Genomic DNA, 20,941 nt, shown 5'->3' on the forward strand with positions numbered 1-20,941 from the left:
CCATAGATATGTTATTTGATTTGATCTAAGGCTTGTTTCAAATCGGCAATGATATCATCAACATTTTCCAATCCAACTGACAATCTAACCATACCATCTGTAATACCTGCATTTAATCTTTCTTCTTGTGTATATGGTGAGTGTGTCATTGAAGCTGGATGTTGAATTAATGTTTCACAATCTCCTAAAGATACGGCTAATGTACAAAGTTTAACGCTATTCATCAATTTCTTACCTGCTTCTAAGCCACCTTTTAATTCAAATGACATCATAGCACCAGGTAATTTCATTTGTTTTTTAGCAACTTCATAAGCACCAAAACTCTTTAATCCTGGATATTGAATAGAAGCTATCTTAGGATGTTTTTCTAAGAATTCAGCAACTTTCATAGCATTGTAGCAGTGTCTTTCCATTCTTATTTCCAATGTCTTTAATCCTCTATTTATTAAATAAGCATTAAATGGTGCAAGAACAGATCCAGTAAAGTCTTTAACCCCCACTAATCTTGCTTTGTCAACAAGATCTTTTCTTGAAATTACGAAACCTGCTATTACATCTCCGTGACCATTTAAGTATTTTGTTGCTGAGTGAACAACCATATCAGCACCTAAAGATAATGGTTTTTGAATGTATGGTGAACAATAAGTATTGTCAACAATTACAATACAGTCTTTATTGTAATCATGTACTATTTTTGCAACTTTTTCTATATCTATTATTGTCATATTAGGATTTGCTGGTGTTTCAAGATAAACAATCTTAGTATTCTTCTTTAATGACTTCTTAACTAAGTCTAAATCAGTCATATCAATGAAATCAACATCAATTCCAAATTTTGTAATACCATGGTTTAAATAAGCAAATGTACAACCATATAGAGTTTTAGCAGCAAGGATGTGATCTCCTTTTTCAATGTTAGTCCAAATAGCACTTGTTATTGCACCCATACCAGATGCAGTTGCAAGAGCAGCTTCTCCACCTTCAAGCATAGCAACCTTTGCTTCTATTTCAGCACATGATGGATTTCCAAGTCTTGAATATATATATCCGTCTTCTTCAAGAGCAAATCTTCTACCACCTTGTTCAGCACTATCAAATATAAATGTAGATGTTTGATATATTGGAGTTGCTAAAGCTCCAAAAGTGTTTTTCATATGACCTGCATGTATTGCTTGTGTAGCAAAACCCATTTTTTTCATTTCTTCATTACTATTCATAATTTTAATCCTCCTTAACCTTATCTAATTCGAAATCCCATTCTTTTTTTGTAGTTGTATATGGGATATAGATAGATATTATAGCAAATATTGCTAATATAAATTGATACCAGAAATATGGTATTATATCAAATGGACTCAAAAGTCCTTTAGTTAAACTAGCAGCTATTAATACTTGTGCACCATAAGGAATTAAACCTTGAAATACACAAGAAAAAGTATCAAGTAGAGAAGCTGATCTTCTAGGGTCTACTTTGTATTCTTTAGAAATTTCTTTTGCAACAGGACCAGCTATAATTATAGCAACAGTATTATTAGCTACTGCAATATCTAATATTGAAATCAATACACAAATTCCAAGTTCTGCTGACTTTTTACCTTTTAAAAGTTTTTTTGCTTTTTGAATTATCCATTCTATTCCTCCAGCTTTTGTAACCAGATATGCAAGACCTCCAGTCAATAGAGATAATAGGAATATTTCAAACATTCCATTGAAACCTTCATAAATTTTTTGTGTATATTTTAATAATGTAAATGACTTTGTGGCAAGTCCAATAGCACCTGAAAATAAGATACCTATTGTTAATGTTGTGAAGACATTAAGACCAAATAAAGCTAATACTAATACTAAAATATATGGAACAACTTTAATTATTGTAAATGATAAATTTGTAGTATCTACGACTTTAGCTGGAGTTACACAAAATAACAAAATCAAAAAAGTAATAATAGCAGCTGGTAATGCTATTTTAAAATTCATTCTGAATTTATCACGCATTTCAACATGTTGTGTTCTAGTTGCTGCGATAGTTGTATCTGAAATAACAGATAAATTATCTCCAAACATTGCACCACCAACTAAAGATCCTATCATTAATGCTAGACTTATACCTGACTTTTCTGCTAAACCAACTGCAAGTGGACCAACAGTAACTATTGTTCCAACAGATGTACCAGTTGAAAGAGATATAAATGCTCCCATTAAGAAAATACCAGCTACTAAATATTTAGAAGGAATTATGCTCATACCTAAATTAACCGTTGATTCGATACTTCCACTAGCAGCGGCAACACTAGCAAAGGCTCCAGCTAGAATATATATTAAGCACATTATGATAATATTTTCATCACCACAACCTTTAACAAGATTATCAAATTTTTCATTCATGCTTCCTTTAAAAAGAATAAAAGCAGAGATTATTCCAATAATTACAAATATTGGAGAATTTACAGCATAAAAACCTAATTCATGCCCTGTATATGTTAAATAAAATCCAGTAAATAAGTACAGTCCGATGAATATTAAAAATGGAATTAATGCTTTAGCACTTGGTTTTGGCTTAGAATCCATGTTGTTCACCTTCCTCTTGGAATATTTAATTGTTATTTCAATATATTATAACTTGATAAATTTAATATAATAGTATTCTTTTTTATAATAACATAGTTTGTTTTAGTTATTTAAAAAATCTAAAGCGACTTTTGCATAAATTGCACTACCCATTTCTAGTGCATCTTCATCCATATTAAATTTTGAATGATGTTGAGGATACTTACAATCTTTTTCTTCATTTCTAATACCTACAAAGGCAAGAACTCCTTTAACTTTATTGCAATATGCTGAAAAATCTTCAGCAGTAGGTCTTTTTGCAAGATGGAACAAACAATCCTTACCGAATAAATCAATTGCACTCTTTTGTGCTATTTTTGTATATTCACTATCATTAATTACTGGTGCAGGATAGAAGAAATATTCCATTTCATATTTTGCATTATAAGCTAGAGTAATTCCTTTTAGTATTCTTTCAATTTTTTTAGGAACTTCTTTTCTTAATACTGGACTATAACATCTAACTGTTCCTTCAAGCATAGCATAGTCTGGAATTATATTAGCTCCAGTTCCTGAATTAAGTAAACCAACAGTTACTACAACTGAATCATTAGGATCTATTTCACGACTTACTATAGTTTGTATACTTTGTGTAAAAGCTGCAGCAATCGGAGTTGGATCTATACATTGATAAGGCATAGAACCATGTCCACCTCGACCTAAGATTTTAATTTTGAAATTATCAGCACTAGCCATTCTAGGTCCTTCTTCAATAGAAACTTTTCCTACTGGTACATCTGCCCAAAGATGTATAGCAAAGGCACTATCAACACCATCTAAGACACCTTCTTCTATCATCTTATCAGCACCTTGACCAACTTCTTCAGCAGGTTGAAATATACATCTAACTGTACCATGAATTGAATCTCTCATATCATTTAATATTTTGATAGCACCTAATAGTTGTGCCATATGACCATCATGACCACAAGCGTGCATTTTACCTTGATTTTTAGATTTATATTCTATATCACGAGTTTCTTGAACTGGCAAACAATCCATATCAGCTCTTAAAAGTACACATTTTCCAGGTTTATTACCTTTTATATCAATTACTAAACCTGTACCAGCCATTTTTTTGTATTTCAAATTCATTTTATCTAATTCTCTTGTTAAAACCTTGTTAGCTTCAAATTCTTCAAAAGCTAAACCTGGGCAAGCATGTAATTCTCTTCTAATGTTAATTACATAGTCTTTGTATTTTTTACTAAGTTCTTTTACATCCATTTTATATACACTCCTTTTTTTATGCTGGACCATAAGATATTTTTACTGCGATTGTTAAGAATATTGCAGATGAAATTGCTAATAAAAGTATAAGAGGGAATACAAATTTATACCATTTTGATAAAGGAATTTTACCATATGATAAGAATAACAAAAGTCCCCCATATGTGAACCAAACTATATTTGATAAACCATCACCAAATTGATAAGCTAATATCATAGTTTGACGAGTTAGACCTATCAATTCAGATAAAGGCATAAGTATAGGCATCAATGCCATAGCTTTACCAGAACCAGATGGTACAAGACCATTTAAGAACGATACGACTATAAATACGGCTATTGCTGTTGCTACTGAAGGTAAACCTTGTAACATTCTAGACATTCCATAAATTATTGGGTCAATAATTTTTCCTTGTTCTAATGCCCATTGTACACCTCTTGCAACACCAACTATCATCGCACCATTGAATGCACCTTTACAACCAACTAAAAAACTATCTGCTATATCAGAAGCACTCATTTTATTTATAAGACCTGCAATTATTCCACTTAATATAAATACAGCAGTCATATCAATGATGTTCCATTTTAATTTAAGCATTCCATATACTGAAATTATAAAAGTTAATCCTAAAATAATTAATGATATTTTATGAATAGAAGTAAATGGTTCATTTTTTGAAATATTTACTTTCAAATCAGTTGTATCAATATCTTTCATATAACTCTTTTCAGGATTTTTTCTTATTCGTTGAGCATACCAAAGTATATATATCAATGTTATTGGTATATAAATGAAATATATTATAAGTCTCAAACCTAATCCTGAAAAAATAGGTAATTGTGATATTTGATCTGCAATTCCTACAGTGTAGATATTAGTAGGACCAACCATAAATCCGACCATAAGACCTAATACTAATACTGAAACTCCAACGATAGTATCATATCCTAGTGCTAATAGAATAGGTATAACTAAAGGAGCAAATGGAATACAAACTTCTATCCATCCTAAAAATCCACCTAAAATAGCAAATACGATAAATAATACAGCGATTACTAAAGGACCACCTTTTGTTCCTACTGAATTAACTAACTTATTAATTCCAGCATTTATTGTCCCAGATTTATTATATATTTCTATAGATCCACCAACTAAAAGTATTAAAACAACCATATTAGAAGCACCCATTATACCATAAGGGATTGCTTTAAAAATTGCTAATGGAGATAAAAAATTTTTTGGAATATTGTGATAACTATTTGCAACTACAATAGTTCTTCCGTTAATGATTTGTCTTTGAAATTCACCAGGAGTAACTACATACGATGCTAGAATACATAAAACTATAACGAAAAACAACAACACAAAAGCATTAAGTTTTATTTTTTTCATATATCTTCTCCTTTCGTAGAATATTATTTAGCAATATATTATAACTTGATTTTACTATGTGAAATTATTCTTTTTTTTTATATATAACAATAACAAAAAAATTTTTTTGATAATAAAAAAAACAAGTTACAATTATAATATAAGAATATTTGGGGGATATTTTTATGACTATTAAACAATTGAGGTATTTATTAGAAATAGAAAAGCAAGGTTCAATTAATAAGGCTTCGAAAAGTTTATTTGTAACTCAACCGAGTATAACGAAAGTTATAAAATCATTGGAAGATGAATTGGGAGTTAAGGTATTTTTTAGAAATGTAAAAAATAAACAAGTAGTGTTTACTTTGGAAGGAAAAGAATTATTGGAGTATGCTAGATCATTGACAGAACAATTTCAAATTATCGAAAATTCTTTAAAAAATATAAAAGTAAAATTTTGTATTTCATCGCAACATTACTCATTTGTTATAGAAGCTTTTGTTAAAGAAATTGCTAAAAATAAAGATGAAGGGTTTGAATATACTCTCATAGAGGGTAAAATACAAAATGTAGTTGAAGATGTTATAAGCATGAAAAGTTCAATAGGTTTAATAACCTTATATGACGATGTAAGTTGCTTAGCTAAAAAAAGTTTGGAAGATAAGGGTATTTCATTTAATTCGATAAAAAAAGTTATACCACATATTTTCATTAGAAAAAAACATCCATTAGCTTCTAAAGAAGTTATTACTTTAAAAGATTTAGAAGAATATCCTATTGTTCTATTTGATCAAGAAATTAATGCATTAAATTTCTGCAATTATACAAAAAATAATATGAATTGCAAGAAAGTAATAAAGGTAACAGATAGGGATACTATTTATACAATTATTAAAAATACAAATGCATATAATATAGGTACAGGAATAGTAAATAAGGAAATAGATGGAGATATTATTGTTAAACCATTGAAAGGGGAAATACCATCGATGGATATAGGATATTTGAAGCTTAAATCTCTTAAATTAAACAAAGAGATACAACATTTCATATCAGTAGTAACGAAATTAATTAACAAATATACAGTTTAAAAGTAAAAGCTGATCTCATAATGAAAGGGGTCAGTTTTTAATTTTCAATTTTTGAAAATTGTTTTCAAAAAAACATATATTTATTGAAAATGAAGATATAATAATCGTGAAAGGAGAAGAGTTATGGTAGATTTGAATAGCTTATCAACAGAAAAAAATAATAGAAATAGCAAGAATATAGAGCTTATGTCAACTTTTGAAATATTAAAAAAAATAAATGAAGAAGATAAGAAAGTTGCCTTTTGTGTAGAAAAAGTTGTGGATAAGATAGGACTATTAATTGACGGAATACTCTCAAAATATACTGATAAAACAAGAATAATATACATAGGATCAGGAACATCAGGAAGATTAGGTATTTTAGATGCTTCTGAATGTCCACCAACTTATGGTGTAGATTATGATAAATTTAAAGGTTTAATTTCGGGAGGAAATACTGCAATATTTAAAGCAATTGAAAATGCAGAAGATAATTATGAATTAGGAGAGCAGGATTTAAAAGCTATTAATTTAACAAAAAATGATGTTGTTATTGGTTTGACAGCATCAGGAAGAACTCCTTATGTTATTGGAGCTATTAAATATGCCAATTCTATTGGGGCTTTAACAGGGAGTATAACATGTTCAGAAAATTCAGAGTTATCAAAAATTAGTGAATATCCTATTGAGGTTATAGTCGGTGCTGAAATAGTAACTGGTTCTACAAGAATGAAAGCAGGAACTGCTCAAAAAATGATACTTAATATGATTTCAAGTACAATTATGATAAAGCAAGGCAAGGTATATTCAGGATATATGGTAGATGTGAAAACAAGTAATGAAAAATTAATTGAAAGAGCCAAAAGAATAATTCAAAATACAACAGGTTGCGATTATGAAACTGCAGATAAGTACCTAAAATTAGCTGATCTTGAAACTAAGTTAGCAATAGTAATGTATTTAACAAAAATGGATAAAAAAAGTGCAATAGAAGAATTAAAAAGATATGATGATAACATTGCGAGGGTAATTCATGAGTTTACTGATAAAAATTAGAGAAAGTAAAAATTTTACTGAAAATGAAAATGTTGTAGCAAAATATATTTTTGAAAATTATAGGAAAATATATGAAATGACAGTCAAAAATATATCTGAAAATACATTTACAAGTATAGCTTGTGTAACAAGAATGTGTAAGAAATTAGGGCTAAGTGGCTTTTATGAGTTTAAAATGAAATTGATAGAAGAAATATCATTGTTTGAAAAGGAAAAAGTTGTATTTAAAAGCACTGATATTGATAAAAATAATGACACGAATAAAATAATAGAAAAATTAAATAATTTAAGCATTGAATCTTTAAAAGAAACTAAATTATTACAAAATGTAGAATTAATTGAAAAAGTTTCAAAATTAATAAAAGATAAGGGAGTGTTAGATTTTTATGGTATGGGAGCCTCATATATTGTCTGTATAGATGCACAGTACAAATTTATGAGAGCTGGTAAAGTAACTACAGCTTTTGAAGCGACAGATAGACAATATGTTCAAGCTTGTAATAGTGATGATAATCATTTAGCAATCTTAATTTCATATTCAGGTATGACAAAAGAAATTATTAAAATAGCTGAAATTTTAAATAAAAAAGGAATTGAAACAGTATCAATAACAAAATATACTGAAAATACTGTAGCAAATTTATGTAAGTATAACTTATATGTCACATCAAAAGAAAGTTTAAAAAGAAGTGCAGCGATATATTCAAGAATATCAATGTTAAATATGATAGATGTACTTTATTTAAAATTTTCAAATGATAATTATGAAGAAGTTAAAAAGAAAATTATAGAGAATAGTATAGAAAAGGAGAAATGATTTTATGGACTACAAGAAAATCTCGGAAAAAGTATTAGAAATTTTGGGCGGTAAGCAAAATATCTTATCTAATGCTGTTTGTATGACAAGATTAAGAGTTGAATTGAAAGATTCAAGTATAGTTGATGTCAAAGAATTGAAAAATGTTGATGGAGTTTTGGGAGTTAAAGAAGGAGAAAATTTACAAATTATTTTTGGACCAGGTAAAGTTAATCGTATAGGTGAAGAATTTTCAAAACTTACAAATATTTCTTTGGGTCAAGTCGAAGTTGAAGAATTAGCTAAGACTAATAAGCAAAAAAATAAAGAAAAACATAATGGTGTCGTACAAAGATTTCTACAAAGAATAGCTAATATTTTTGTTCCATTATTACCTGGAATAATTTCAGCAGGTTTAATAATGGGTCTATGTAATGTAGTTAATGTAAGTACAAAAGGAGCATTTGCTACAAGTTGGTGGTTTTTAGCTATACAAAGTTTAGGTTATTGTATGTTTGCATATTTATCAATTTTTGTTGGTATGAATGCTTGTAGAGAATTTGGAGGTAGCTATATTTTAGGTGGAGTTTTAGGTGGAATATTCGTTGCTTCTAAAGGTTTACCTTTAATGAAAGAAGGAGTAATTTTACCACTTACAGCCAAAGCTTATGCACCAGGTATGGGAGGACTAATAGCTTCATTAATAATGGGTATAATTGCAGCAAAATTAGAAAAAAATGTTCGTAAGATTGTTCCTACAATATTAGATACTTTCTTTACACCGATTATAACATTAATAATTAGTGTGTTTATAGCTGTATTAATAATACAACCTTTAGGTACAGGAATAACACATGCAATATTTGGTTTACTAGACTTTATTTATACTAAATTAGGTTTTGTAGGAGGTTATGTTTTATCTGCTGGTTTCTTACCTTTAGTTGCTGTTGGTTTACACCAAGCATTAACACCAATACATGTACTTCTTAATAATCCAGATGGACCAACACATGGTATAAATTATCTGTTGCCTATATTAATGATGGCAGGTGGTGGACAAGTCGGTGCAGGATTTGCTATTTATCTAAAAACAAAGAATAAAAAATTAAAGAATTTAACTCGTGATGCTTTACCAGTAGGAATATTAGGTATAGGAGAACCATTAATGTATGCTGTTACATTACCATTAGGAATGCCATTTATTACAGCTTGTTTAGGTTCTGGTTTTGGGGGCTTATTAGCTTCAATATTTCATTTAGGAACAATTAGTGTTGGTGTTTCAGGATTATTTGGACTATTAATCGTTGTTCCTGGAACATGGATATATTTCATAATCTCAATGCTTGGGGCATATATAGGAGGTTTTGTATTAACATATTTATTTGGTGTAAATGAAGAAAGAATTGAGGAAATATATGGTGAATAATATTGAATTTGGAATATCAATATATTTATCTACAAATATTGAAATGAATTCAGAATATTTATTAAAAGCAAAAGAAGTTAATTCTTCTTTTGTTTTTACTACCATTAATATGCCAGAAGAAAATGATGAATTAAAAAAAGATATAAGTAAAGTAGTGGAACTATGTAAAAAAAATAAAATGAAATTAATAGTTGATATTAATGCAAATAGCAAAAAGTATATTAAAGATTATGAAAATGTTTATTATAGGATAGATGATGGACTTAGTAATGATGAGATTATAGCTTTAGCTAAAAATAATTATGTTGTATTAAATAGCACTACTTTAGATGAAGAAGATTTGAAATATTTTAAATTAAAAGGTGTAGATTTTTCAAAATTGTATAGTCTTCATAATTACTATCCTAAGGTTTATACTGGAGTGTCTTTAAAATTTTTAAAAAAAAGAAATGAAATTTACAAAAAATATGGCTTAAAAACCATGGCATTTATACCTGGGGATTTAAAAAGAGGACCTATATTTAAAGGTTTACCTACTGTAGAAGAACATCGCTATATGGATATTTTACAAGCAAGTTTGGAATTAATTGCTAATGATACTGATGTTATTTTACTAGGAGATTTAAATATTAAAGAAGAAAATTGGGAAAGATTAAAATATTTATTAAAAGGAATTGTACCTTTGAGAATAAATAAAAATATTTTGAAAAATAGGATTTTTGAGAATAGAAAAGATTATTCTAATTATGTAGTAAGAAATATTAAAAGGGATATAGTTTTAGATACTATTGTTGAGATTGATAAAAATATAGAAAAGGGAGATATTTTAGTAACGGATGAAAAGGGTTTGCGTTACAAGGGAGATCTTGAAATAGCATTAAAAAATTTGAATAAATTAAATGATGGAAGAAGAATTGTTGCTTCAGTCATAGACAAAGATAAGGGTTTATTAGATTATTTGTCAATTATTAATAAATTTATATTTATATAAGGAGTTGTGTGGTATGAAAAAAATCGCTTTAAGTTTTATTTTACTAAGTATGTGTGTTTTTGGATATAAAAGAGAGGATATGAAGGTATATAGTAAAAGTTTGAATAAAAATATAGCTGTAACAGTTGTGTTGCCAGATACATATTCTAAAGAAAATAAATATCCAAGCATTTATACTTTGCATGGTTATTCAGGAGATAATACTAATTTTGTTACAAAAACACCAATAGGTCAATTATCAGATAAGTATAATGTAGTATTTATAAGTCCAGATGGAGGCTATGATAGTTGGTATATAAAGTATAATACTTTTATTTCTAAAGAATTACCTAGTATAATTGAAAGTAAATATAGTATCTATTCTGAAAAAGAAAAAAGAGCAATAACAGGACTTAGTATGGGAGGCTTTGGTGCATTATACATTGGTATAAATAATCAGGATGTATTTGGGAATATTGGTTCAATGAGTGGTGGAGTTAATGTTGAAGAATATAAATTTAATTGGAACATATTAAAAAATATTAACAAAAATTTTGAAGAATATAATATAAAAGCTATTAGTCATAAATTGATAGGAACAAAGAGCAATATAATATTTGATTGTGGGTATAATGATTTCTTTATTAAACCAAATAGAGATTTGCATAATAAATTATTAGATCTAAATATTTCGCACACTTATAGTGAAAGAAAAGGTGAACATAATTGGAATTATTGGAAGGATTCTATAATTTATCAAACAGTATTTTTTGTAAATAATTTTAATAAATAAGGGGTAAAAAAATGAAAAAAAATTTTTTGTTGATGATATTTATGGCATTTATTTCATTTTCATCTCAAATAGATAAAACTTTTCCGGTAAGTGCTGAAGATTTTGATGATTCAATTTTAACTAATCAAATTTTTGAGTTTAAAGCTTTTAAAGATCAAGGATATATAGTTTTAAATTATGAAAATTTAAAAAAAGTTGATATATATGTAAATGCTCATTTAATTGATACAAGTTCACTTAAGGGTACAGGTCAAAAAAAGATTTATATAGGCAAGTATACAAATAATGATAAAAATATATTAAGTATCAGTAATTTAGATGGTAAAGTTAATATTAAAATACCATATCCTGTTGTTTTGGAAAAAGGAGATAAGGAATATAATAAAACTGAAATAAAATATATAGATAAATTTTTAAAAAGTGAAATAAAAGCAGGGTTTCCATCTATACAAATTGCAGTTATAAAAAATGGTAAGTTAGAATTTGCAAAAAGTTATGGAAGTAGTACAAATGAAACTATGTATGATATAGCTAGTAATACAAAAATGTATGCAACAAATTATGCAATACAAAAATTAGTTTATGAAAAGAAATTAAATTTGGATACATATATAAAAGATATTTTTCCTGATTTTGTAGGAAAGAATAAAGAAAAAGTACAAGTTTCAGATTTATTAAAGCATCAAGCAGGCTTTCCAGCAGATCCTCAATATCATAATGATTTATATGACAAAGATGATGGAATAAAAAATGGTAAAAATGATCTTTATGCAATAGGAAAAGAAAATGTATTAAAGGCTATAATGAAAACTCCTCTTGAATATGAACCTAAAACAAAGACAAAATATTCAGATGTAGATTATATGCTACTAGGTTTAATAGTTGAAAAAATAACAGAAAAAAATTTAGATGAATATGTAAATGAAGAATTTTATTCTAAGCTTAATTTGAAACATACAATGTTTAATCCTTTGCAACATGGCATTTCAAAAAATAATATAGCTCCAACAGAATTACATGGTAATACAAGAGATGGTTTAATAGAGTTTAAAAATATAAGAAAAAATGTAATCTGGGGAGAAGTTCATGATGAAAAAGCGTATTATGCAATGAAGGGTGTTTCAGGGCATGCAGGTCTATTTTCTAATGCAATAGAATTAGCGAAATTAGCACAAATTATGATAAATCAAGGAGGATATGGAGAAAATAAGTTTTTTGATAAAACAACAGTTGATATTTTTACAGAACCAAATCATATAAATACAAGTTATGGCTTAGGGTGGAGAAGACAAGGAGATAATATATATAGTTGGGCTTTTTCTGGCATAGTAGGTAAGGATGCAATAGGTCATACAGGTTGGACAGGTACAGTAACAGTTATAGATCCTAATCAAAATTTGGTTGTTGTTTTATTAACTAATGCGAAACATTCAAAAGTTATAGATAATAAGAAAAATCCTAATAAATTTTTTGCGGATCAATTTTATACAAAAAAATATGGAGCAATTATTACTTTGTTAGTTGATGCTTTTACAACAAAAGATAATAAGGATACAAAAAGAAGAATAAAATCATATTTCATGGATTTAAGTAAACAAGAAACGCCTAATAAGTATATTAAGGATTTAATAAAATAAGGAAATATGGGGGTTGCAGTTGATGCAACTCTTTTTTTAAAAAAATTTTTTTTTATTAAAAAAAGTGTTGACAATAACAAAAAAAAGTAGTAACATACAATTAGCACTAGAGGAAGTGTAGTGCTAACAGAGGTGTGACATGAATGAAAGAGAAAAACAAATCCTATACACAATAATATATCACTATATTAAGACAGGTGAAAGTGTAGGATCAAGAACAATAGAAAAAAAATATGACATTGGTGTTTCATCAGCGACAATAAGAAATGCTATGGCAGATCTTGAAGATAAGGGACTTATATACAAAGTTCATACATCTTCAGGTAGAGTTCCAACTGAAAGAGGATATAAGCTATATGTTGATAAGCTTATGGATGATTTGGAATATGATGAGGAACCAGATATAGAGTTTATGAAATTGAAAAGTTCACAAATAGGTGTTGTACTTGAAAATATCACTGACTTATTATCAAAGGTTTCAAAACATACTGCTGTATCGCTAGAACCGTCTATTGATAAGCATAAGGTTAGAAGACTAGAACTTATTCACATAGATGGAAAGAGGGCCTTTGTTGTAGTGGTAACAGATTTGAATATAGTTAAGACTGCAAATTTGTGTTTGTATAATATTACTAATGCACAAGTCTTAAAAGATGTTGCAAAATATTTCAATAGGCTTGTTATGTCAGGAAATTATACATATTCTTTAAATGATGTAAAACAATTTTTAGAAAAAATAGGTGAATTAGATTCAGGTTTATCAGATAAAAATGATTCTAAATTATATGTTTCAAATGAATCGAATATGTTGCTATATGCACAAGACTTAGTTAAGAGTATTAATTTTATTGAAAATAAGGCTAATATGAAAAATATGTTTAGAAACTTAGTTGAAGATGAAAAATATACTCCTTATGAAGTCAATGTGGTATTTGGTTCAGAATTAAAAGAAGATTGTTTAAAAGATAGCGTTTTAATATTTTCAATATATGAATACGATGGCGAAAGAGGATTAATAGCACTTATTTGCCCTCAAAGAATGAAATATAGAGAAAATATACAATTACTTAGTTATGTGTCAGAAATGTTAAAACAAGCAATAAATAGTACAATCGTATTAAAATTGCCAGATAGGAGATGAAATGGAAGAACAAAAAGAAAAAAAGTCTGAAAAGACTGAAGTTGAACTTTTAAAAGAAGAAATTGAAAAATTGAAGTCAGAGAATAAAGAATGGGAACAAGCATATAAGATAAAACTAGCAGATTTCGATAATTATAAAAAAAGAAAAGATAGAGAATTTGAAGAAACAAAAAAATATGCTTGCCAAGATTTAGTTTTGGCACAATTAAATGAAATTGATTCTTTAGAAAAAGCAGTATCTGCTACAGTTGAACATGAAACAACCAAATCATTGTTAGATGGTGTTAATATGATTATCAAAAATATGATGAATAAATTAAAAGATATGGGAGTGGAAGAAATAAAAAATGAAGGTATCTATGATCCATATCAACATCAAGCAATGTTAGTTGAAAATAATGCGGATGTAGAAGATGGAATGATATTGCAAGTATTACAAAAAGGATATAAATTAAAAGGAAAAGTAATAAGACCAAGCATGGTTAAAATTAATAAAAAGTAGGAGGAAGTTATGAAAGTTATAGGAATAGATTTAGGAACAACAAATTCATGTGTAGCCGTTATGGACGGTGGTACATATACAATAATACCTAATAGTGATGGAGAAAGAACTACACCATCAGTTGTAAACATTAAAGAAAATGGAGAAGTTGTAGTTGGTACTATAGCAAAAAGACAAGCTATAACTCAACCAGATTCAACAGTAAGTTCAATAAAAACTCATATGGGGGAAAATTATAAGGTTAATATACATGGTAAGGAATATACACCACAAGAAATTTCAGCTAAGATTTTACAAAAATTAAAGAAAGATGCTGAAAGCTATCTTGGTGAAAAAGTTACTGAAGCAGTTATAACTGTTCCAGCATATTTTACAGATGCACAAAGACAAGCAACTAAGGATGCTGGTGAAATAGCTGGATTGAAGGTAGAAAGAATAGTTAATGAACCAACAGCAGCAGCTCTTGCATATGGTCTAGATAAAAAGAAAAATGAAAAAGTCTTAGTATTTGACTTAGGTGGTGGTACATTTGATGTTTCAGTACTAGAAATTGGTGATGATGTAGTAGAAGTTTTAGCTACATCAGGAAATAACCATTTAGGTGGAGATAATTTTGATAAGAAAATAATAGACTGGTTAGCAGAAGAATTCAAGAAAGAAAATGGAATAGACTTAAGAGATGATAAGATGGCTTATCAAAGATTAAAAGATGCAGCAGAAGATGCTAAGAAGAAATTGTCTACTACATTAGAAACTCAAATTTCATTACCATTTATTACAGTTGATCAAAATGGTCCTAAACATTTGGAAAAGAAATTAACAAGAGCAGCATTTAATGAATTGACAAAAGATTTAGTTGATATGACAAAAGGTCCAGTTCAAACAGCATTGAAGGATGCTAAATTACAAGCAAATGAAATAAATGAAATTTTACTTGTTGGTGGTTCAACAAGAATACCAGCTGTTCAAGAATGGGTTAAATCATACTTTGGAAAAGATCCTAATAAGGGTATAAATCCAGATGAAGTTGTTGCTGCAGGTGCTGCTATACAAGCAGGTGTTATAAAAGGAGATGTTAAAGGAGTTCTATTATTAGATGTTACACCTTTATCATTAGGAATTGAAACATTAGGTGGAGTATTTACAAAGATAATAGAAAAAAATACTACTATACCTACAAAGAAATCTCAAGTATTCTCAACAGCTGTTGACAATCAACCAGAAGTTGGAATAGTTGTTTATCAAGGTGAAAGAGCTAAGGCTCAAGATAATCAAAAATTAGGAGAATTTTCACTAGGAGGAATTTTACCAGCTCCTCGTGGAGTCCCTCAAATAGAAGTAACATTTGAAATTGACTCAAATGGTATAGTACATGTATCTGCAAAAGATAAGGGAACTGGAAAAGAAAATTCAATTACAATATCTGGTTCATCTAACTTATCTAAAGATGATATAGAAAGAATGAAAAAAGAAGCTGAAGCTAATGCTGAAGAAGATAAGAAATTTACAGAATTAATTGAAACAAGAAATATGGCTGATCAATTAATAATTTCAACAGAAAAGATGTTAAAAGAACATGAAGCAAAACTTCAAGGAAATGAAAAAGAAGAAATTGAAAAAGCAATAGAAGAATTGAAGAAAGTTAAAGATTCTGATGATATGAATGAAATAAGAACTAAGATTGATGGTTTATCAAAAGTTACTCAAGGATTTGCAACTAGAGTATATCAAGAAGCTGCAAAAGAAAATGCAACACCAAATAATGATAATAATTCATCTAATAATACAAATGGCTCTGAACCAGAAGAACCAGAAATAGTAAATTAATGAAAGAAATTTGGTGAATACTAAAAGATAAAAGGAATAGGAGAAACAATGGCTAAAAGAGATTATTATGAAGTATTAGGAGTAAATAGAAATGCTAGTCAAGATGAAATAAAAAAGGCTTATAGAACTTTATCTAAAAAGTATCACCCAGATTTAAATCCAGATGACAAAGAAAAAGCAACAGAAAAATTTAGAGAAGTTTCAGAAGCTTATGAAGTTTTAGGTGATGAAAAGAAAAGACAAATGTATGATAATTATGGTCAAGCAGCATTTGAAAATGGAGGTCAAGGCTTTTCACAAGGTGGCTTTAATTTCAACACAGATTTTGATATTTCTGATATATTTGAAAATATGTTTGGAGGTGGCTTTCAAAGCCACTCTTCATACACAAATTCAAGAAGTCGTGGAAGAGATTTGGAATATAGGGTTAAATTAAATCTTGAAGATATAGTTACTGATAAAACTGTTACACTTGAATATTATCGTGATGGTAAATGTTCTAGTTGTTCAGGTACAGGAGCTGAAAGTTCTGAAATGGTAAATTGTGGAAATTGTAGTGGTCAAGGGCATATTACACATATACAAAAAACAATACTTGGGGCTATGCAACAAACTACTATTTGCCCAACTTGTAGAGGTCGTGGAAAAGTTCCTAAGAAATTATGTTCTAATTGTAATGGTACTGGAATAAAGAAAGAAAAAATAACAAAAGAAGTTAAAATACCAGCAGGTATAGAAAATAATACTAGAATGGTATTAAGAGGTATGGGTTCTTATTCAGGTAGAGACAGTGATTGTGGTGATCTATATATTAAAGTTACTATAAAAGAACATGAAATATTCAAAAGAGATGGCTTAAATATTTATGTAGAAGTACCCATAAAATTCACTGAAGCAATACTTGGTGCAAAAAAAGAAATTCCAACTTTATACGGTAAAATGAATGTTGATATAAAAGAAGGAACTCAATATGGCGATAGAAAAGTTTTATTAGGAAAAGGGTTAAAATTTAAAGGTCAAGTAGGAAATCAAATTTTGATTTATAAAATAGAAATGCCAATTAATCTTACAGATTCTCAAAAAGAAATGTTAAAGAAATTTGATTCATCACTAAATGTAGATAATTATAAAAATACAGAAACATTTTGGCAAAAAATAAAGAATTTTTTCAAATAAAAGATAGACTCAGAGGTTCGTAATAGAATCTAGTGGGTCTTTTTTTTTAATTTTCTATTAAATTAAATAAATATTTGATATAATGAATAAGAAAGCGAGATGATGATGAAAAAAAATTTTTTAATTACACTAATATTGACTTTTGTTTGTTCTATACTAGCAAAGTATATATCAACAATAGGATTTTTTAAATTAATAGGACATTTAGTTCTAGCAATGTTACTAGGAATGGGACTACAATTATTTAAAATACATAAAGAGGAATATAAGAGTAGTCTTGCATATATATCAAATAAATTTTTAAGATTAGGAATAATACTTTTAGGTTTTAAATTGAATATAACTATTTTAAAAGCAAGTGGAATAAAGAGCATTTTACTTGCTGCCTTTGCTATAACCTTTACTATAGTAGTTGTGTATAATATAGCAAAATTATTTAAGGTGGATGAAAAATTAGCACTTTTATGTGCTTGTGGTTGTGGAATTTGCGGTGCAGCAGCGGTTATGGGAGTATCTCCTAGTATGAATGCTGATAAAGATGATACAATATTATCCGTAGCAGTAGTTTGTATTTTAGGAACAATATTCACATTAATAATAGTTAGTTTGAAGCCTTTTTTTAATTTAACAGACATACAATATGGAGTTTTAAGTGGAGCAAGCTTGCATGAAATAGCTCATGCAGTAGCTGCAGGTGCTTCTGGAGGAGAAGCTTCCTTAGATATTGCCTTGGTAACAAAATTATCAAGAGTGTTGCTATTAGCACCAGTAGCGATTATAGTAGGGTTAATTTCAAATAAAAAGAATAATACAAAAGAATTAAGAGTTCCTTTACCTTTATTTATGCTAGGGTTTATATTAACTAGTATTATAGGAACATATTATCAACCAATACAAATATATGTAACTAAATTAGTAGATATTGCGTATATATTGCTTGCTATGGCTATGGCGGCTTTAGGTCTTAATGTTAATTTTTCTGTAATAAAACAAAGAGGGAAAAATATTTTTATATCAGCCTTTATAGGGTCAACTCTTTTATTAATTGCAATATTTATATGTGTAAAATTATTTTTTTAAATAAAATATGTTATAAAAACTTGAAAAAAAACTTTTTCAAGATATAATATGATTGCAAGCGATTGCACAGAAAGAAATGAAAGGAAGATGAAAAAAATGAAGAAGATTATTACAACAGTCTTATTAGCATTTTCATTATTAGCTTGTAAAGGTAAAGAACAAGCAGCAGCTCCAAAAGCTGAAGGGCTAAAAGGGAGTATAGTGGTTCAAGCAGAAGATACTTGGAAACCATATTACGAAGCGGCAATAAAGAGGGTTAAAGAAAAGAATCCAGATGCTGACATACAATTAAAGGTTATAGGATCATTTGATCATTTGGAAATAATTGATAAAACAGATGCAAATAATAAAGATGTTGCAGATGTATTTGCATTGCCTTTAGATAAACTAGAAAGTTTAAATGGTAAATCAGTTTTAGCTTCATTTGATGCTAAAGCATTAGCAGATAAAATAGGTGGATTTAAAGATTTTGATAATGGTTTAGGTGGACAATTAAAGAAGGATGGAAATTATGTTGCATTCCCTATGAATATTGAAACACTTGCTGTAGGTATAAATAAGAAAAATGCAGCAGCACAAGGAATTGATGTAACTAAAGATATAGATTTAGCTAAATTAAGTCCAGATGTAGCAATGGTTCCAGTATTTAATGCTTGGTATGGAGTTGCAATAACAAATGCATTCGATGTTGAATTATTAGGAAAAGATGGAGATAAATTCTTCTCTGACTTAACTAAGAATTGGGAAGAATTAACACCAGATCAACAAAAAATGTTTGAAGGATTATTCAATTATTGGAAAGCTTCACATGCAAAGAAACTTCCAATGTTTGATGAAAAAGCAGTAGATGGATATATTACTGATCAATTTAAGACTGGTAAAACTGGTGCTGTAAGAATAGTAGGTCCATGGGATGCTAATCCAATGGTTGAAGCTTTAGGTGATGACTTTGATGTTATTGGTTTAAATCATGCAACTTGGGAAGGTAAATCATTAAAACACTGGAAGAGTGGATGGGCTTTAGGAATCAATGCAAGAAATGAAGAAGATAAAGATAAAATGGCTTTATCAGAAGCAGTGATAGCAGAATTAATGAATCCTAAATATGCAGCAGATATGTATAAGATAACTGGTAAGATTATGCCAAATGTATCTAAAGAAGAATATGAAAAGATGGATAAATTAAGTCCAATGGATAAAAAAGTTCTTGCTTCAATACTTGAAAGTTATGATGTAGCAGTATCAAGACCATTATTTGAAGAATGGGGACAAGTATGGGATACATGGAAGAATTCAATTGTTTCTTGGGAATCTAAGAATCCTAAGACTCCACAAGATGCATATAAAGAAGTACAAGCAAGCTTTAAGGCACTATTAACAAACTTAGGTCAATAATAAATTAGGAAGTAGGTGTTAGTAGCACCTACTTCTTTTAATATAAAGGAGATATATGAAATTAGATAAAAAAACTATGGTAGCTTTTATGATAATATCCTTTTGCATAGTGGTTTTTGAATCATTGAATAGTTTTTATTTGGTTAAAAGTATAGAATTATATGAAAAATTTAGAGCTAGAACTGGCTTAGGTTTAGAGGAATACAAAGTAAATCAAATGTTAAATTATACAAGTTCTGTGAGTATATTTATAATTTTCACATTATATAATTATTTTTTGAGAAAAAAATTAAGAATTACACTACTATATAAAGGGATATTTTCATTGTTTATAATTGCTAATATTTTATTTAAAATTTTTGTATATCCACAGGATACAATATTTTATTTTCTGAGTATATTTTGTCAAATAATTTTATTAATATGGATAATAATACTTAAAGAAAGGGAGAAATGATATGGACAAAAAAGTTTATGATAGTATTGGAAATGCCCATGTTAGAAAGAATCTATATTTATTAGATGTTGCTGAAGGAAAAAAGGTTGATAAGAATAATCATCCTTATATCAAAGAATTAGAAGCATTTAAAAATAAAGAAAAACAATTTCTAGAAAAATTGCATAGAGATCTTTCAATAAAAAAAATTGGATATAAGGGTAGCTGTGACAAAAAAGAAATTAAATTGAGAATAGAATTATCTGAAGCTACAATGAAAAAAGAATTCTATAAAAATTATGTAGAATTAAGCTATAATTGTGAATTAGAATACAATATTAACAAATTAAAAGCAGAAAGATTACCAGGAATAATAGATCTTTATGTTTCTACTATTTGTGAAAAAGCTCAATTTACAAAAAAA

General features: G+C 28.2%; 18 protein-coding genes. 14 read left to right on the forward strand and 4 right to left on the reverse strand.

The features are described 5' to 3' along the window. Positions 1 to 11 precede the first annotated feature (11 nt). The 4 genes from megL to AWT65_RS00760 all read right to left on the reverse strand — a co-directional run bounded on the left by megL (position 12) and on the right by AWT65_RS00760 (position 5,233). Positions 12 to 1,217, reverse strand: coding sequence for a methionine gamma-lyase (gene megL / locus AWT65_RS00745; RefSeq protein WP_066728319.1), 1,206 nt, complete (start codon positions 1,215 to 1,217; stop codon positions 12 to 14). Positions 1,218 to 1,221: 4 nt separating this feature from the next. Continuing rightward, positions 1,222 to 2,568: a Na+/H+ antiporter NhaC family protein gene (locus AWT65_RS00750; protein WP_066728321.1), complete on the reverse strand. Its 1,347-nt coding sequence runs from the start codon at positions 2,566 to 2,568 to the stop codon at positions 1,222 to 1,224. Positions 2,569 to 2,670: 102 nt separating this feature from the next. Then, positions 2,671 to 3,834: an amidohydrolase gene (locus AWT65_RS00755; protein ID WP_066728323.1), complete on the reverse strand. Its 1,164-nt coding sequence runs from the start codon at positions 3,832 to 3,834 to the stop codon at positions 2,671 to 2,673. A gap of 19 nt (positions 3,835 to 3,853) precedes the next feature. Further along, complete coding sequence (locus AWT65_RS00760) at positions 3,854 to 5,233, reverse strand: YfcC family protein (RefSeq protein WP_066728326.1); 1,380 nt, start codon at positions 5,231 to 5,233, stop codon at positions 3,854 to 3,856. Positions 5,234 to 5,397: 164 nt separating this feature from the next. On the opposite strand from AWT65_RS00760, the gene AWT65_RS00765 reads away from it, so the two are divergent. From AWT65_RS00765 to AWT65_RS00835, 14 genes are all read left to right on the forward strand, one after another. Further along, positions 5,398 to 6,303 (forward strand): LysR family transcriptional regulator, encoded by a 906-nt coding sequence (locus AWT65_RS00765; RefSeq protein WP_066728329.1) that lies wholly within the window; start codon positions 5,398 to 5,400, stop codon positions 6,301 to 6,303. Between the two features lie 123 nt (positions 6,304 to 6,426). After that, positions 6,427 to 7,338, forward strand: a complete 912-nt coding sequence (gene murQ / locus AWT65_RS00770) for an N-acetylmuramic acid 6-phosphate etherase (RefSeq protein WP_066728331.1) — start codon at positions 6,427 to 6,429, stop codon at positions 7,336 to 7,338. Continuing rightward, positions 7,316 to 8,155, forward strand: coding sequence for a MurR/RpiR family transcriptional regulator (locus tag AWT65_RS00775; protein WP_066728333.1), 840 nt, complete (start codon positions 7,316 to 7,318; stop codon positions 8,153 to 8,155). The genes murQ and AWT65_RS00775 overlap by 23 nt, the downstream gene beginning before the upstream one ends. A 4-nt stretch (positions 8,156 to 8,159) precedes the next feature. Next, positions 8,160 to 9,560, forward strand: coding sequence for a PTS transporter subunit EIIC (locus AWT65_RS00780; protein ID WP_066728334.1), 1,401 nt, complete (start codon positions 8,160 to 8,162; stop codon positions 9,558 to 9,560). After that, positions 9,550 to 10,551, forward strand: coding sequence for a MupG family TIM beta-alpha barrel fold protein (locus AWT65_RS00785; RefSeq protein WP_232292770.1), 1,002 nt, complete (start codon positions 9,550 to 9,552; stop codon positions 10,549 to 10,551). Before AWT65_RS00780 ends, AWT65_RS00785 begins: the two co-directional genes overlap by 11 nt. A gap of 13 nt (positions 10,552 to 10,564) precedes the next feature. Continuing rightward, positions 10,565 to 11,323, forward strand: a complete 759-nt coding sequence (locus tag AWT65_RS00790) for an alpha/beta hydrolase (RefSeq protein ID WP_066728335.1) — start codon at positions 10,565 to 10,567, stop codon at positions 11,321 to 11,323. Between the two features lie 11 nt (positions 11,324 to 11,334). Further along, positions 11,335 to 12,960: a penicillin binding protein PBP4B gene (pbp4b, locus tag AWT65_RS00795; RefSeq protein WP_066728336.1), complete on the forward strand. Its 1,626-nt coding sequence runs from the start codon at positions 11,335 to 11,337 to the stop codon at positions 12,958 to 12,960. Positions 12,961 to 13,099: 139 nt separating this feature from the next. Then, entirely contained in the window at positions 13,100 to 14,101 is a 1,002-nt protein-coding gene (gene hrcA / locus AWT65_RS00800; protein WP_066728337.1) for a heat-inducible transcriptional repressor HrcA, read from the forward strand. 1 nt (position 14,102) lies between these two features. Then, positions 14,103 to 14,603: a nucleotide exchange factor GrpE gene (gene grpE / locus AWT65_RS00805; RefSeq protein WP_066728340.1), complete on the forward strand. Its 501-nt coding sequence runs from the start codon at positions 14,103 to 14,105 to the stop codon at positions 14,601 to 14,603. Between the two features lie 9 nt (positions 14,604 to 14,612). Beyond that, positions 14,613 to 16,430 carry a molecular chaperone DnaK gene (gene dnaK, locus AWT65_RS00810; protein WP_066728342.1) on the forward strand — a complete coding sequence of 606 codons (1,818 nt, stop codon included), beginning with the start codon at positions 14,613 to 14,615 and terminating at the stop codon, positions 16,428 to 16,430. Positions 16,431 to 16,478: 48 nt separating this feature from the next. Then, positions 16,479 to 17,606, forward strand: a complete 1,128-nt coding sequence (dnaJ, locus tag AWT65_RS00815; RefSeq protein WP_066728344.1) for a molecular chaperone DnaJ — start codon at positions 16,479 to 16,481, stop codon at positions 17,604 to 17,606. 105 nt (positions 17,607 to 17,711) lie between these two features. Next, positions 17,712 to 18,686 carry a YeiH family protein gene (locus AWT65_RS00820; protein WP_198142922.1) on the forward strand — a complete coding sequence of 325 codons (975 nt, stop codon included), beginning with the start codon at positions 17,712 to 17,714 and terminating at the stop codon, positions 18,684 to 18,686. Between the two features lie 96 nt (positions 18,687 to 18,782). Continuing rightward, complete coding sequence (locus AWT65_RS00825; protein WP_066728349.1) at positions 18,783 to 20,081, forward strand: sugar ABC transporter substrate-binding protein; 1,299 nt, start codon at positions 18,783 to 18,785, stop codon at positions 20,079 to 20,081. Positions 20,082 to 20,539: 458 nt separating this feature from the next. Next, positions 20,540 to 20,941 (forward strand): hypothetical protein (locus AWT65_RS00835; RefSeq protein ID WP_198142923.1); only part of this gene is annotated, 402 nt, incomplete at its 3' end.

This window comes from Sneathia sanguinegens (assembly GCF_001517935.1).
In the GTDB taxonomy this organism is placed as follows: Bacteria; Fusobacteriota; Fusobacteriia; order Fusobacteriales; family Leptotrichiaceae; genus Sneathia; species Sneathia sanguinegens.